The 14697-nt window shown below is 60.4% G+C and carries 12 protein-coding genes and 1 pseudogene; 1 reads left to right on the top strand and 12 read right to left on the bottom strand.

Annotated elements, in window-relative coordinates:
• Positions 1-35: 35 nt before the first annotated feature.
• Complete coding sequence (locus tag AC57B5_RS07135) at positions 36-701, top strand: molybdate ABC transporter permease subunit (RefSeq protein ID WP_496399126.1); 666 nt, start codon at positions 36-38, stop codon at positions 699-701.
• Between the two features lie 40 nt (positions 702-741).
• On the opposite strand, the gene AC57B5_RS07130 is transcribed toward AC57B5_RS07135, so the two are convergent.
• From AC57B5_RS07130 to AC57B5_RS07075, 12 genes and pseudogenes are all read right to left on the bottom strand, one after another.
• On the bottom strand, positions 742-1455 hold the full coding sequence (locus AC57B5_RS07130) for a PA4824 family protein (protein ID WP_183021433.1): 714 nt from the start codon (positions 1453-1455) through the stop codon (positions 742-744).
• Positions 1456-1570: 115 nt separating this feature from the next.
• Positions 1571-2440, bottom strand: a complete 870-nt coding sequence (locus AC57B5_RS07125; protein ID WP_496399125.1) for a hypothetical protein — start codon at positions 2438-2440, stop codon at positions 1571-1573.
• Positions 2441-2453: 13 nt separating this feature from the next.
• A complete protein-coding gene (locus tag AC57B5_RS07120) occupies positions 2454-2873 on the bottom strand; it encodes a hypothetical protein (protein WP_232245182.1) in 420 nt (139 codons plus the stop codon).
• Positions 2874-2933: 60 nt separating this feature from the next.
• On the bottom strand, positions 2934-3512 hold the full coding sequence (locus AC57B5_RS07115; RefSeq protein WP_496399124.1) for a hypothetical protein: 579 nt from the start codon (positions 3510-3512) through the stop codon (positions 2934-2936).
• A 193-nt stretch (positions 3513-3705) separates the two neighbouring features.
• The gene (locus AC57B5_RS07110; protein ID WP_496399123.1) at positions 3706-4311 is read right to left on the bottom strand and encodes a hypothetical protein; all 606 of its coding nucleotides are present in this window, start codon (positions 4309-4311) and stop codon (positions 3706-3708) included.
• 77 nt (positions 4312-4388) lie between these two features.
• Positions 4389-4802 carry a hypothetical protein gene (locus AC57B5_RS07105; RefSeq protein ID WP_479932492.1) on the bottom strand — a complete coding sequence of 138 codons (414 nt, stop codon included), beginning with the start codon at positions 4800-4802 and terminating at the stop codon, positions 4389-4391.
• 292 nt (positions 4803-5094) lie between these two features.
• Positions 5095-6414: pseudogene (locus AC57B5_RS07100) on the bottom strand (RHS repeat-associated core domain-containing protein); the annotation flags it as partial.
• On the bottom strand, positions 6389-6754 hold the full coding sequence (locus AC57B5_RS07095; RefSeq protein WP_496399122.1) for an RHS domain-containing protein: 366 nt from the start codon (positions 6752-6754) through the stop codon (positions 6389-6391). The pseudogene AC57B5_RS07100 and the gene AC57B5_RS07095, both read right to left, overlap by 26 nt.
• Before the next feature lie 289 nt (positions 6755-7043).
• Positions 7044-7472, bottom strand: coding sequence for an SMI1/KNR4 family protein (locus AC57B5_RS07090; protein WP_153053768.1), 429 nt, complete (start codon positions 7470-7472; stop codon positions 7044-7046).
• Between the two features lie 2 nt (positions 7473-7474).
• Positions 7475-12232 (bottom strand): DUF6531 domain-containing protein, encoded by a 4758-nt coding sequence (locus tag AC57B5_RS07085; RefSeq protein ID WP_496399121.1) that lies wholly within the window; start codon positions 12230-12232, stop codon positions 7475-7477.
• Between the two features lie 8 nt (positions 12233-12240).
• Positions 12241-13371 (bottom strand): 3-oxoacyl-ACP synthase, encoded by a 1131-nt coding sequence (locus tag AC57B5_RS07080; protein WP_496399120.1) that lies wholly within the window; start codon positions 13369-13371, stop codon positions 12241-12243.
• Entirely contained in the window at positions 13368-14651 is a 1284-nt protein-coding gene (locus tag AC57B5_RS07075) for a hypothetical protein (RefSeq protein ID WP_496399119.1), read from the bottom strand. The genes AC57B5_RS07080 and AC57B5_RS07075 overlap by 4 nt, the downstream gene beginning before the upstream one ends.
• Between the last annotated feature and the right edge of the window lie 46 nt (positions 14652-14697).

Genomic DNA, 14697 nt, shown 5'->3' with positions numbered 1-14697 from the left:
TGGGCCACCCAATCCCTGCTGGCAACTGACAGTCCATGACCTACTCCGTTTGCGCCCAGGCGCCGCTGGCCCTGACCGCGCATGTCATTGCCTGGAGCCTGATGCTGCAATTGCTGGTGGGCGCAGGCCTGGGCTGGCTGCTGGCGCGGCGCCGGTTTGCGGGGCGCCAGCTGGTCGACGCGCTGGTCAGCCTGCCGCTGGTGTTTCCGCCCATCGTGCTCGGCTACGGCCTGCTGGTGCTGCTGGGCCGGCAGGGGCTGCTCACCCAGCTGCTGCCCGATGTGCTGCGGCCCGACATCGTTTTTTCGCAAACGGGCCTGGTCATTGCGGCTTTCATTGCCGGGTTGCCGCTCATGGTCAAGCCCACGCAGGCCGCCTTTGCCGGCACCTCGCCACGCCTGCTGGAGACGGCGGCCATGCTGGGGCACCGCCCCTGGTCGGTGTTCTGGCGCATCGAGCTGCCGCTGGCCCGGCGCGGCATTGCGGCCGGCCTGATCCTGTCGGGGGGCCGTGCGCTGGGCGAGGTCGGCCTGTCGCTCATGCTGGGCGGCAACATCATCGGCCGGACGGAAACCCTGTCACTGGCCATCTACAACAACGTGCTGGATGGCAATCTGGCCTGCGCCAATCAACTCTCTCTGATGCTGGGCGTGCTGGCCATGGCGGCCTTCATGGTGCTCAGGCGGTTTGGCGCGCTGTGAGCAGCGGGCAGGGCCGGGCAGGGCGCAAGCTGGAAAGAACTCAGGGCAGGAACGGCGAAGACAGCAGCCGCAAGCCGATGGAAAACCACCGCTCCTGCGTGCTGCTGCCTGCGCGATTGCCGTAGGTGGCATCGATCTGCACATGTCCAGGCACCAACCAGTAGCGCAGGCCCATCTGGTAGAAGGGCTTGCCCTGGTTCTGGCCGAATGTCTCGGCAATCAGCCAGGTGCTCTGGCTCAATTGGGCCTCGGTGGCCAGTCCCCAGGTCATGAGGTTGCGATGCGTCTGCGCCGTGCGCAGCCAGCCCACGTTGGTGTGGAAGAACAGCCGGTCATCGCGCAGCGAGAACGTGACGGGCACATAGGCGTACAGATCTCCCCGGCCCTGGCCCTCGTCATTCGGATGCCGGGCATTGCCCACGGCCAGGCCCCAGCCCCAGCCATTGGGCTGCAGTTCCTTGAACAGGGTCTTGCCCTGGATCACCACGTCCGTGGTCCGGCTGCTGCCGTCCTCGCGCGTGCGTGCCGCGCCCAGCGTCAGCTCCAGATTGCCCGTGAAATTGCAGGCCGGCTGCGCCCAGAATTCCGTGCTGTCCTTCCTAGACTTGACCCAACTTTCCAGCTGGCAGGACTTGGCATCGACGATGCGGGCATCGTCCGTGATCATGGGGCGAGCCGAGTGGGCCGGGCTGGTGCCGAGACAGGCTGCCAGGCCCAGGGCTGCTGCCGTCCAAAGGGAGTGGGAATTGCGCATGGCCCGCCATCCTAAAGCCGAAAAATGACGCCACTAGAACATTGCTGTGCCAGGAGCGCCACAACAACGGCTGTGCACGGATTTACCCCATATGACCCCATATGACCCTATGCCCTTATATGGCTGGCACATCGAGGCACAGACGCAGACCCGCCATCTGCCCGGGCATGTTGGCCAGCGGCAGCTGAAGCTCCGTCAGCAGCATGGCCTGCTGCACGGGATGCTGAAACGGATAGAACGCCGCCGCACCGCCACGGATGCGCCACTCGTGCGGACTGGCCTGCAGCCGGGTGAATGTGGCCACCGCCAACGCCGCCATTCCCGAGGAATTGGCGGCCGCGCGGTTGAGCCGACCATCGCCAAACTGCGTCAGGCACACATCCCCGGACAGATCGCGCTGGGGAGCCGCGTCCCCGCACACATACAGCCGCTCCGTGCCTGCCTTCGCAACGTACTCCCACTCATGCTCCCAAGGCATGCGATAGCCCGTGGCGGCCAAAAAGCGCTGCGCTTCCTCTTGCGTGACATAGGCGGGAAACGGCCCGTCCTCGCTGTAGAAATCAGGCCGCTCCAGCCCATCGCACAGCTCCACATGCTCTTCAATCACCCACTCGAACGTGGGAAAGCGGCCCATCAGAAATGCGGGCACATGCACGGGACCCTCCTGCGCTGCATGGACCACCGGCGCAATCAAGGACCAGTCCTCCGCAGGAATCGAATCGCGCAACGTCGCCAGCCGCTGCGCCGTTGCCCCGTAGGTGAAATCGCCGCCCAGGACCAGGGTCAGCGTTGACTCATGCTGCGCGTCGTAAAAGCAGGGAACCTCCCATGCCGCGCCCTCAGCAGGCTCTGTAGAGACGAATGGTTTGGCGAACTCGAAGCCGCGCGGCAGCCCCTCCAGAATGGCTTGGCAAATCTCTTCGCGGCGGGAGGGCAGGGTGGATTGCCAGGATTGGGGGCTGGCGAGTTCAGGGATGGTGCGCATGGTCGGGACAAAATCACATGACTTCAAACAGATGAAATTTGATGCTGTGCGGATTTTTGCCGAAATCTCCAGGCAGTTCGCCACGCATGGTCAGATCGCACCTCTTGTCTTGCCTGAAAACATCCATCTCGTAGCCCCAGCCTCCGTAATTCAATCGATAGACCCTGATTGAGGAATTTTCATCGTCGGCACAAATTTCATCTTCTTCCAGAATAATCTGGCTACCTATTGGAGGAGGTGCAAGCGAGGTGAAATCGTCTTTGCCGAGATAATTTTCCAATGCTTCAAAAGCCTCATCCATTTGCAGTGGGCTGATACCGAAGTGGGCTTCAAGGGTTTTCAGATCTTGGTGAAAGAATGCGGTCGCCAGCAAGCGGATGTATTTCTCTGCGGTCTCCAGATTTAGTGGATGAAAATTTTGGGTTGTATTCATATGAATGGGCAGCTGCCATGTCTGGATCTTAAATAAAGATTGTAGAACCATTGGTGGAAATTATTTCAATATATGGCCCGTGGCTACTAATATTTGTTTTATTTTTCTAAGCTTCCTGTTACTCCTTCTCGCCAGTACTGCAGATATTTCAGCGAAGTCATTTTCAACAGCCTTGGTGGAGATTTTTCTGTTTTTCATATCATCGATTATTGCGGCATTGGTTTCAAATGTAAGGGCTAGAGGGTTTTCCTTGTGGTATGAAAATCTACAAACGCATAGATCATTAATGATGAGTGCGCCATCGGAATTTTTGTTGTCAAGGAACAATCTCATGTTGGCTGGCTTATTAATCATCTTAAGGATGGTGGATAACCTGAATCCATGGAAATCAAGGCCGCTGCCCCATATTTTCCCTTTGATCGTGTATATCTTGAAGTTGATTCCCTGGTTTCTATTGACTACGGAATAATATTTCTCGAATAATTCATGGTCATTCGGATCTCCCCCTCTGGAAAATCCCGTGGATGCCAGGTCTTCTATGCTTTCTGGCACCGTTGCCAATGTTTCAACATTCAGACATATTTCTCCAAATAAATATTTGTTTAAAATAATGCTTATATTTGGGTAATCGATTGTCATAATTGGGCTATGTATCCAACTGTATGGACTTCAATAATACATTTTCCTTTTGCAAAGGGTATCTTGTGGCGGCAAAGAAGGTTAGGCAATCGGCTCTGATTCTTAAGATGTTCAGTCCCACAGTGAGATGCCACGACCAGTAGACCAAGAGTAGGCCGTGGTGCGGCCAAGACCCCTTGGCCTTGTTCGTCGGTCAACTCGAGTGGCGCGCCAATCTGGTCGCATTGGTACCAGTAGGGGCTGTGTCCCTCGCCCGCTCCCTGAATGGTGGCCAGTGGCACAAAGCTTCCTGGCTCATAGATGTATAGCGCCTGTCTTGCGCCCGCCGGCTGTGCACCATGAGGTCGCGATCCCAAAGGTAGTGGGTGCTGCCGAAGGCATCGCTTTTGGCGACACGTCGGCCCAGGGGATCGTATGCATAGCGCGTGGCCTGGGTGACGCCATGGCGCGTGGTGTTCGATTCGATGAGCTGGTGGTCTGCGTTCCAGGTCAGGTCCAGTACTTCCTGGGTACCGGCTTTCTGGTTGCCCCGGGTGCGGCGGATGACGTTGCTGTGGACGTCGTATTCAAAGTGCAGGTCCTGGTAGAAGCGCAGGCGGTTGTCGCCGACGACGCCCAGGGTGGTGTCCACGGGCTGGCCGTCTTTGCCGGGCAGGGAGTCCAGCAGGTTGCCAGCGGGGTCGAAGGCAAAGAGTTCGCGGGCCAGCGGGCTGCCTTCTGACGGCGGGCTGGCGAAGATGCGGCCCGTGGGGTCGTAGCGGAAGTCCTGGCGGCCGCGCAGGGAGTCGCCATGGACCACAAGCTGGCCTGCCGCTGCTGGTCCGGGTTTGTAAGGATTAATTTGATTTTTGGGGCAGGTCTAACGAATTTACACATTTACCTAATTCTAAGAAAATATCCCTCATCAAAAAAATCACGATTAAAACTATTCCTTGCATTTTCAATATTTATTGAAAGCTCTGTCAAATTTAAATTAATAGTAGATTGATTATTAAAGACGAATTTTGCGATGTTTGGAATAATGCAATCATTGGTCAATCTTTTTTCAATAAAATCGAATAATATTTTTATATTATCTGCGCGCTCACTATTTTTCTGAAAAAACCCGTTGCAACTTTGATGCGTCTTGTCTGAAATCATTGCTGCATTAAAACTGCGGCCGTTAATGGTTGCAAGAATACTGCCGGCAAATATTGTTTCAGGTATCTGAAATAATCCAACTTCAGCAAATCCTTTGTAATTTTTAGATATTTGATTTTTTTCTTCGAAATACAATAAAAATGATGACATAATATTATTTAGGATAAAAAATGTGTGAATCGCCTACGGTTCCTTCATGATTGTTAGGATGAACATGTGGTAGACGACCTTCTGTACTGCCTGTTTCTTTGTTAGGGTGGGCAGGATGCTTCATAGGCGTACCACAAGCACACCTTTTCGCAAGACTGATTGCCTCACTACGGCTATCTGCATGTACATTTTGTCCTCGCTGCGCTCTTTGGATAGCCTGTTTATCTGTTATAGAACGACCGGTTTTCACGCTGTCTGTAGATTTATCTATCTCTGCCGTACGATAACCCATTAGACCCAATGGATCTATCCAAACAATCGGATCAACTGCGTACTGATATAAGTTATTTCCTCCATTTATCCCGATAGGATCCTGACTAACAAACCGCCCAACCACCGGATCGTAATACCTAAACCGGTTGTAGTGCAGCCCCGTCTCCTCATCAAACTGCTGCCCCTGAAACCGGAAGGGTTGCTCAACGGGCTGTGGTGGAGGTGGTGCAACAGGCTTTGAACCCCAAGCCCGCGCGCTGATCGGCCGATCATCGGTGCCGGTCCTCAACACGCTGCGCATGACTGCCTCGCCCCAGACCTTGTAATCAGCAGCCCAGGCCACCTGGCCTTGTTCGTCGGTCAACTCGAGCGGCGCGCCGATCTGGTCGCACTGGTACCAGTAGGTGCTGTGCTCCTCGCCCGCTCCCTGGATGGTGGCCAGCGGCACAAAGATCCCCGGCTCGTAGATGTACAGCGCCTGCCTTGCACCGCGTTGGCTGTGCACCATGAGGTCGCCATCCCACAGGTAGTGGGTGCTGCCGAAGGCATCGCTCTTGGAGACGCGCCGGCCCAGGGGGTCGTAGGCGTAGCGGGTGGCCTGGGTGACTCCGTGGCGCGTGGTGTTCGATTCGATGAGCTGGTGGTCTGCGTTCCAGGTCAGGTCCAGTACTTCCTGTGTACCGGCTTTCTGGTTGCCCCGGGTGCGCTTTGTGACGTTGCCGTGCACGTCGTATTCAAAGTGCAGGTCTTGGTAGAAGCGCAGGCGGTTGTCGCCCACCACGTCAAGAGTGGTGTCCACGGGCTGGCCGTCTTTGCCGGGGATGGAGTCCAGCAGGTTGCCGGCGGGGTCGAAGGCAAACAGTTCGCGGGCCAGAGGGCTGCCTTGTGCGGGCAGGCTGGCGAGGATGCGGCCCGTGGGGTCGTAGCGGAAGTCTTGGCGGCCGCGCAGGGAGTCGGCACGGACGATGAGCTGGCCTGCTGCGTCGTAGGCGTAGCCACGCTCCAGCGTTGCGTTGGGGCTGCCGCTGCCGGGCCGGATCACGTGGCCGCTGCCTTGCAGCGCTGCGCGGTGGCGCAGCAGGCGCCCGGCCGGGTCCCAGTCGTAGCGGCTGGACAGGGCACCCTGGGTGCGGCGCACTTCGCGGTGCAGGGCGTCGCGTTCCATGTCGGCAATGACCTGGTGTGCGGCCGGGGGCTGGCCTGGCACCTGGAGGGGCTCGATGTTGATCTGGTGCAGGTGGCCCGAGCCATAGAACAGCCAGTGCAGGGTGCGGCCGTCAGGCATGCGGGTGTGGATGCGGTTGCCCAGTTCGTCATAGCCGTGCGAGAGGCTGCGTTGCAGCTTGAGGCGGGCCGGGCCTGTGGCATTGCCCAAAGTCCACCAGCCCAAGGCTTTGTACCTCACCCTGGGCGGCCAGGGCCAGCGGGCGCTGGTCGTGGGTGAACACCGCCGCATCGTCCGTGCCGGTGCGCAGATACTGCAACTGCTGGGTCTGGCCCCAGACCTTGTAGTAGCTGGCGGCCCAGACGATGCGGCCGGCTTCGTCGGTGAGCTCCTGGGGGGCGCCGATCTGGTCGCAGTGGTAGTAGTAGGTGGCGAAGCTGGCTTGGTCCGCTTCTGCCTGTGCGTTGCGGTTTTCTTCGCTCTTCCATTCCGACTCCAGCTTGGCCAGGGGCACGAAGCTGTCGGGCTCGTAGAGGTATTCGCTCAGGCGTGAGCCACGGATTTCCCTGGTGAGAATGTCGCCGTTATGTCGCGGGGCGGTGCGCTTGAATGCATATCGCGATCAATGCGCGGCGCCCACTGCAAAATACAGTGGATTGTTGTCCAGTTGTCGCGCCACTCTATGGAAGTATTGAAGTTCCATGTGTATGGCGGATCTATTAAACAAGTCTAACCCTCCGGAAAAGCACAGCTGCCTACGAATAGATGCACCGCTGTGAATATGAAAAAGTTTTACATAATGACTAATCTTCGGTGACGCTTCGATTTAATGCATTGAGCAATGCATCGAGAAAATCATCACCTATTTTTTTTGCACTTGCCCAGTCTAAATCACCAAGAGGCACAGCCCAGACGGAAGAATCACTGGGAAGATGTTTGAATATATAGCCTACTCCGCCGCCATTAGTGGCAAAACACAGGGCCTTATCCCCAAGATATTTTTTAACCAAAAAATCATTATTTAGAATCTCCAGCTCATCTATTGGCCAAAATGATAAATATAGACTACCAAATTGCCCTTCTCCTCCGTTGGCCCAGCGCATCCACTCAACGTAATTTGCAGGTAGGTTTAATATTTTGGATATATCATTAATATTTCTTTCTTCTAGGGGTGGGTCACGGTCATATTGATTTAATACTCTATTTTTTATAGATTCAATAATATTATTCATAATCAAAATGCTCCAATTTCATCAAAATACTGATAACTCTTCTTTAGTGCTCTCTTTCGGCATTTTTCCGAGACTCCAGCAGCTTTAAGATCCTTTGAAGAATATTCAAATTCCTCTCGAATTGTGCTTGACCATTTCCCGTTGCCTGCTGCAACACGAGCATCGCGTCTGGCATTTTGTCGTGTGGTGATTGTGGCATGATTTGGACTTCTATTTAAGAGAATGGAAGGCGCATCACCTGAATTATATTTGGCGTATCCTTGACTTTTGGCCCATTCGTCTTGAACTACATGATGCGAGTCTTTGGGCCTACGTGGTGATGGTTGATCGCGGTGTCTTGTAATATCGCATGGATCTCTGCGGCATCCGCACCTCTTCTTGGGAGCTAGTCCTAATGCATCGCTCCAATTACTAGTATTCGGTGCATACAAGAATAAATTATCACCCCCCTCCAACCCAATCGGATCCTGATGCACAAACCTCCCAACCACAGGATCGTAATATCTGAACCGGTTGTAGTGCAGCCCCGTCTCGCCGTCAAAGTACTGTCCCTGGAACCGTAGCGGTTGCTCCACCAGTGCAAGGCTTTGTACCTCACCCTGGGCGGCCAGGGCCAGCGGGCGCTGGTCGTGGGGGAACACCGCCGCATCGTCCGTGCCGGTGCGCAGGTACTGCAGCTGCTGGGTCTGGCCCCAGACCTTGTAGCTGGCGGCCCAGACGATGCGGCCGGTTTCGTCGGTGAGCTCCTGGGGGGCGCCGATCTGGTCGCAGTGGTAGTAGTAGGTGGCGAAGCTGGCTTGGTCCGCTTCTGCCTGTGCGTTGCGGTTTTCTTCGCTCTTCCATTCCGACTCCAGCTTGGCCAGGGGCACGAAGCTGTCGGGCTCGTAGAGGTATTCGCTCAGGCGTGAGCCACGGATTTCCCCGGCGAGCAGGTCGCCGTCGTAGAGGAAGGTGGTGCGCCCGAAGGCATCGTGCTTGTCGATGCGCCGGCCCAGCGCGTCGTAGCGGTATCGCGTGGTCTGGACGGTGGCGGCAGGCTCTGGCTGCGCATTCGATCCGGCGATCTTCGGTTCGGGCCTGTCGTGGTAGCGCGTGACCGTGGATTCGAGCATCTGGTGCTCGGCGCTGTAGCGAAAGCGCTGCACGGTGTGCCAGCCGATGCGGCGCTCCACGATGTTGCCGTGCAGGTCGTACTGGAAGCGCAGGTCCTGGTAGACGGCGAGCCGGTTGGTGGGCACCTGTTCGCGTTCGTTGCTGGTGCCGCCGCTGCTGAGGTCTCCACCACGGTTGGGGTTGAGCAGGTTGCCTGCGGGGTCGAACGCGAAGGTTTCCAGGTTCCGGCCCGAGGTAGGCGATCCGCCGGCAGCATTTTTCTGGGCGGCGAGGATGCGGCCCAGGGCGTCGTAACGGTACTGGCTGTCGCCGCGCAGGCCGTCGCGCGTGGCGACGAGGTTGCCTGTGGGGTCGTACTGGTACAGGCGGGCGATGCGCTGGCCGGAGGGCAGGGGAGTGTCCCGGTCCCAGAGGGCCTGGGGTGAAGGCCTGCCGGGCTGACCCTGGAGTGCTCCTTGCTGGCTGACCTTGTGGGAGGTGAGGCGGCCCATGGGGTCCCAGCCATAGCGGCTGGTCAGCGTGCCTTGGGTGCGTTCGATTTCCTGGTGCAGGGCGTCGCGTTCGATGTCGCTGAGCACTTGGCCGTCGGCGATGATCTGGTGCAGGTGGCCCGAGCCGTAGTAGAGCCATTGGACGTGGCGGCCCCCGGGCAGCCAGCAGTCCGTGCGGTTGCTCAGCGCGTCGTAGGCGTGCCGATAGCTGTAGGTCGCCAGCGCTTGCTCGTCTGCACTGGGCGCCATGTGCACCTGGGTCTCTTCCACCAGCCGCGATAGAGCGTCGTAGGCGAAGCGCACGTGCGCATCGGGGTTGCTGGCATGCAGCATGCGGCCCAGCAGGTCGTAGCCATAGGTGGTGGTTCCTCCGTCTCCATTACCTGCCGCGTCGCTGCCCACGTGGATCTTGGCGACAAGGCGGCCCAGCACATCCCTGCGAAACAGGGTGCGCTTGGGCAGGGCTGCGTCGGGCCGTGGATCGTAGGGCGTATCCGGGGGCAGGTGGGCATCGCGCTCGTGCAGTTCGGTCAGTTCGCTGGCGGCGTTGTAGCGGTAGCGCTGTATGCGGCCGTCAAAACCGGTTTCCTCGATCAGGTTGTCTGCGGCGTCGTAGGTGAAGCTGGTGACGGCACCGTTTTCGTTCTGCAGGGCGATGAGCCTGCCCACGGCGTCATAGCGGTAGCGCAGCGTGCCGCCCAGCGCATCGCGGCGCTCCACGGGCTGGTCCAGGCCGTTGTAGGTGTAGCAGGTGATGGCGCCTTGCGGGTCGGTGTAGGAAAGCAGGTTGCTCTGGGGGTCGTAGGCATAGTGATGTTCGGAACCATCAGCGCCCCACATCCGGCGCAGGCGTCCAAGCGCGTCGTGAAGGTAGCGGGTGGTCTGACCCAGGGCGTCGGTGGAGGCCACGAGGTTGCCCAGTATGTCCCACGCATATCGCGTGACCTGGCCCGAGCAGTCGGTGTAGGCCACGAGCTGTCCGGCTTCGTCCCACTGCAGATGGCGGGTTTTGCCCAGCGCGTCTTCTATGGCGACGGGCAGGCCGCGCGTGTCGTATTTCCAGCGCGTGGCGTGGCCGAGCGGGTCCAGGCGCTCGACCAGGTTGCCCTGGGCGTCGTAGGCCTGCCGCCAGACATGGCCCAGCGCGTCGGTGACTTCTTCGGGCAGGTTGAGCTGGTTGTATTTGAGGCGGGTGGTAGCACCTGATGCGTCCGTGACGGCCAGCAGGTTGCCCTGGCCGTCGAATTGCCAGCGGGTGGTGCGGCCCATGGCGTCCCGCGCCTGTTGCGGGTTGCCGGCGGCGTCCATGCGCGTCTCGGATCGGACGGGCTGGCCATCCGGCCCGGGTTCGACGATGGCGATGACCTCATGCCGGGCGTTGTATTCGTAACTGCTGCGCCTGCCCAGGGCGTCGGTGACATGGGTGGTGCGGCGGCCCAGGTCGTAGTCGAAGCGGGTGTCCAGCGTGCCGGGCTCGTCGGTCCAGGTCCGCACGACGCGGCCGCCCGCGTCAAGCCGGCTCCATTCCTGGTGGTAGGTGAAGCCGGTGCGGCTGCTGTAGGCCACCATCAGGTGCTGGCGATAGCGATAGTGCGCCGCGCCGCCCATGGCATCCGTGGCGGACTGGAGGTTGGCGTGGGCGTCATCCGGGACGTTGCCATCCGTCCCATAGGCATAGCGTGCCAGCAGGCCGCCGACCTGTTCCACACCGTCGATCACACGGGATTCCAGGTGGATTTCCTGCAGGAGCGGGCCGGAGGGTCCCTGGTCTTCACTCCAGGTGAAGCGCAGCTTGCGGCCAGCGCTGTCGGTCAGTCCCAGCGGGCGGGGCGCGCGGCCATCGATGCCTGTGGCAGTGTAGGCCGGGTAGTGAAGGCTGATGGTGTTGCCATTGCGGTCCACCAGGTGCACCAGTGGCAGACGCCATTGGCCGGTGGCCGGGGGGGCGAACAGGTGCCGGGTGCCATCGGCGCTTTCAACGCTCCAGCCGCCTTGCTGGTGGTGGGTGACGGTGATTTTTTCGCGCGGGTCGAAGTGGCTGGTACCGGCGGTAATCACGGGCAGCTGTATGCGGCGCCCGCGGGCGTCGTAGTAGTGCACCGCATCGTGGACCAGCACCAGTTCGGTGGACAGGGGCGTGCTCCATCCCCATCCAAGCCAGCCAGGACGGCGGTCGCTGGAGCGGTAGTACCGCTGCCAGGTCAGGGCCATGGGGCCGGGCAATTCGAAATCCGTGTCGCGCAGGATCTTGGTGCCTGTGGCAAAGATCACGGGATGGCATGTGCCCAGCTCGCAGGTCGGTGGCGTGGCAATGCTTCCCTTGGAGGCGTTATCGATGATGTTGCCCTGCGTGTTGGGATTGACGCTGTTGTCCGTGCGCTGTGCCACGGGGTTGCGGCGCGATTTGGCGCGCTGGGCGATCTTGCCCAGGACAAAGCCAATGGTGATGGCGGCCACGCCATCGGCGATCACTTCGGCGACCTGGTCGATTTTTTCGTCGGTCAGGGGCGGTGTCAGCAGCTCCTGGATTTCCTGGGCGAGTTCGGCGACTTGCTCGGCCGCCTGGGCCATGGCGGCCCCTCCGACGACGAGGTTGACGCCGGGAATGAGCTTGCCCACGAGCTTGAGGGCGGGTCCGATCAGCGCGCTGGGATCGGTCAGGCTTTCTCCAAGGGCCGACAGCTGGCTGGAGAAGGCGCCCGGCAGCTTTTCGATCACCTTCTGCGCCAATTGGTCATAGGGACCGGGCAGCGCCTTCATGGCTAGGCGCATGGCCCAGCCAGGATTGATGACCATGGCGTTGCTTTTGGTCGTGTCGAAGGACCGCACGCTGCCCCGGCTCTCGAACTTGGTATCGCTGCTGTAGCTGGTGGGTTCGGCCGCGCCGCCGACAACGCCGGAACGCACGCCCGCGATGCCGCCCAGCTTGTCTGGCGTTGCGGGAACGGACTCGAAGCGGCTGCCGGCCACGGCCACGGGGTGCCCATCAATCTTTAGCGTGGCCGTGCCGTTTTTCAGGCCCGGGCCATGGGCCATATTGAGGATGGGAACCGGTGGTCCCTGAGGCTTGGGAAAGACGGGGTTGATCGGGCCAGGAATCATGGCCGGATTGCGGCCTTCGTGGATCGCGCGGCGGTCGTTGACGTAGGTGGCCATGGATGGACTCAGGACTCTTGGGAAATGGAGGATTGGCGCCGCCCGGCTGCGGAAGATCTTCCTGCCGTGCGGGCATGGCGATTCCAGGTGGCGCTCCAGGCGGCCACGCGGGTGTTCAGCCCGGTGACCGTGAGCAGGCCTGCGTGGCCTGCCAGGGGCGACGGCATGACGGGGTGCGTCAGCCACTGGCGCATCTCATGGAACAGGCTGAGCATGAGAGGCGCCCAGGCCGCGCCCATTTGACCAAGCAGTGCTGCCGGGTCCTGGGCTTGCGGCAGGCCGCCCTGTGACGCCAGCGCCGCGGAGAGGCTGGCCAGCTCTGCGCCCCGCCATGCCGAGCCATCCATGTCGGACCAATAGGAGTGCAGGGCGTTGACCGGCATGTGCGCTGCCTTCAGCGCACCGTGGCTGGCCTCGATCAGTGCGCGGCCATCGGGCAGGGTGTCGCTGTCCAGGCGTGAGCGTGGCTCGTCTGCAAAGAATGGTGGATAGACCGTGACGAAATCTGCAGTGGCCGGATTGCGGGACAGCCGTACAAAGGCTGCGCCTTCCGAGGCAATGAAGCCTTCGCAGACGCCGTTGACCTTGGCCCAGCGACGCTGGTAGAGCACGTCCGCGATCTCCGTGTCCACGAAGCTGTCCACTCCGCCGATGATCACTTCGGGCACCGAGGGGTTGTCGTGCATGAAACGATAGGCCTGCGACAGCGCATCGGCGCCTGCCACTGCGCCGCCCGGGTAGACCTTGATGGGCAGGAACTCTGCGGCGAGGTCCAGTGCACGGGGAAGCTCCAGTGCGAATCGGCCGGCGTCTATCCAGCCCGGCAGTTCAGGCAAGGAGTCGGGCAGTGCCACGAAGAGGGGGATGGGCCGCTGCAGCGGCCAGCCTGCGGCAGGCGCCGGCTGGCCGCGCAACGCTTCGTGCAGGGCAGGGGCTGCGAGCCGGATCAGGCGTTCCGTTCCTTTGCAGGCTGCATCAATGGCTTGCACCCGGGATACGGTGGCACGGTGCTCGGCCTGGCCGGTGATGGCCTGCCGGGTAAAGCTCGACTGGCGTGCAGTGAAGCCGCAGCCGGTCTGCCAGGCCCGGGTGCCGATGGGGGTGCATGCACCAGTGGCTGCGATGACGAGAGGGTTCATGGTTGTGGCCTGCCGATGTTGAATGCCGCACGTTCGATCACGGAGGCTGTGCTGCAGGCCAGGGCCTGAACGACGGCCAGATCGTCGGCCTCGATCCACAGCGCTGCGCCCACGCGTGAGAGGTGTTCCAGATAGAGCAGTCGTCGCAAGGGCGCTCCCACCATGGCCGAAGACTCTTGCAGAACCACCTGTGTGCGAGGGCGGCCCAGACGCAGTGCAGGGCCTGAAACAGGAAGCGCGGCCAGGGCAGCATCCACGCAGGCGGCACGGCCGGATGCCTCATTGCCCATGTCGAAGGCGATATCGGCAGGCTCTCCTGTAAGCAGGGCCGTGGCGTCAGCCAAGGTGCGGCAGGCCTCTTCATCCTCCCAGGCCGTATGGGCAGCAAGCTGGCGAAGCAGAGGAATGTCTCCTACAAGCGAGGCTGCATAAACCTGCTGGCCCCAGGACATTTGGGGATGCCGGCCTTCCCGCAAGGCGCTTGCCAGCGCATGTCCATCCCTGGCGGCCAGCAGGGCCAAGGCCACGGTGGAATGCGGCATCCGGGCCAAAAGAGTGCGTGCCACAGGCGTTTCCTGCCGGCTGCCCATAAGCGCCAGCGCCAGCAAGGCGGCCTGCGCATCGCTGTCTTGTTGCGTGGCTGCGATGGCCTTGGCTTCATCGCCACGCCCGGTGCATCGCCAATCACACAGGGCCGCCACGCCGCCCGGCAGACCGGATGTCCATGCAGAGATGGCTTGTGCGAATTCGTCGCTGACAGCCGGCCGGGAAATGGCGAGGCGCTGGAGCAACTGTGCCAATGGCGCGCTCTGCCTGTGCTGTTCCTGGGAGAGCAGCCAGGTGAAGTATTCGGCGACGGTGTTGTCAAAGCAAAACCGCATGGCGTTGAAGACCGCGTTCGGCTGGGCATGGAGATGGGCTCCCAGCGTTCGCTCCAGCCCATCGTGAACGTGCTTGCGTTGCAGGTGCAGGGCTTGCAGGCAGGCCAGCGCGAAGATGCGGGAGGGCTCATCCAGGATTTCAGCGCCAGCTGTTTCGATGGCCTGCTGGCAGGCATGGTCCAGCTCGGGTGCGTGCATCAGGTGCTGCTTCAGGCCACTCAGCGCCTGCACGATGCTGTCGTCGAACACGGCAAATGCGTCGGGGCGCGACGCGGGGCGCTGCAGCAACTGGGAGCGGCGCCAGTACTGCGTTACCAGCGTGCGTGCCAAGCGGGGCGCCTGCCCGTCCATGACGGGGATGTCGATGGCCCGGGGAATGGGGAGTTCAATAACGGTCATGATGAAAAGAGGCTGGTCGCTACGTCGCAGCGGCATTGCATCAGGG

Source organism: Delftia sp. BGA-UO-ETr-SB1, from assembly GCF_059567865.1.
Note: the sequence above shows the minus strand (reverse complement) of the source record. Positions and strands in the feature narration are given on the sequence as shown.

Coding starts and splice junctions, on each gene's coding strand:
- AC57B5_RS07135 (WP_496399126.1), top strand. CDS start 36: ATGACCTACTCCGTTTGCGCCCAGGCGCCGCTGGCCCTGACCGCGCAT.
- AC57B5_RS07130 (WP_183021433.1), bottom strand. CDS start 1,455: ATGCGCAATTCCCACTCCCTTTGGACGGCAGCAGCCCTGGGCCTGGCA.
- AC57B5_RS07125 (WP_496399125.1), bottom strand. CDS start 2,440: ATGCGCACCATCCCTGAACTCGCCAGCCCCCAATCCTGGCAATCCACC.
- AC57B5_RS07120 (WP_232245182.1), bottom strand. CDS start 2,873: ATGAATACAACCCAAAATTTTCATCCACTAAATCTGGAGACCGCAGAG.
- AC57B5_RS07115 (WP_496399124.1), bottom strand. CDS start 3,512: ATGACAATCGATTACCCAAATATAAGCATTATTTTAAACAAATATTTA.
- AC57B5_RS07105 (WP_479932492.1), bottom strand. CDS start 4,802: ATGTCATCATTTTTATTGTATTTCGAAGAAAAAAATCAAATATCTAAA.
- AC57B5_RS07090 (WP_153053768.1), bottom strand. CDS start 7,472: ATGAATAATATTATTGAATCTATAAAAAATAGAGTATTAAATCAATAT.
- AC57B5_RS07085 (WP_496399121.1), bottom strand. CDS start 12,232: ATGGCCACCTACGTCAACGACCGCCGCGCGATCCACGAAGGCCGCAAT.
- AC57B5_RS07080 (WP_496399120.1), bottom strand. CDS start 13,371: ATGAACCCTCTCGTCATCGCAGCCACTGGTGCATGCACCCCCATCGGC.
- AC57B5_RS07075 (WP_496399119.1), bottom strand. CDS start 14,651: ATGACCGTTATTGAACTCCCCATTCCCCGGGCCATCGACATCCCCGTC.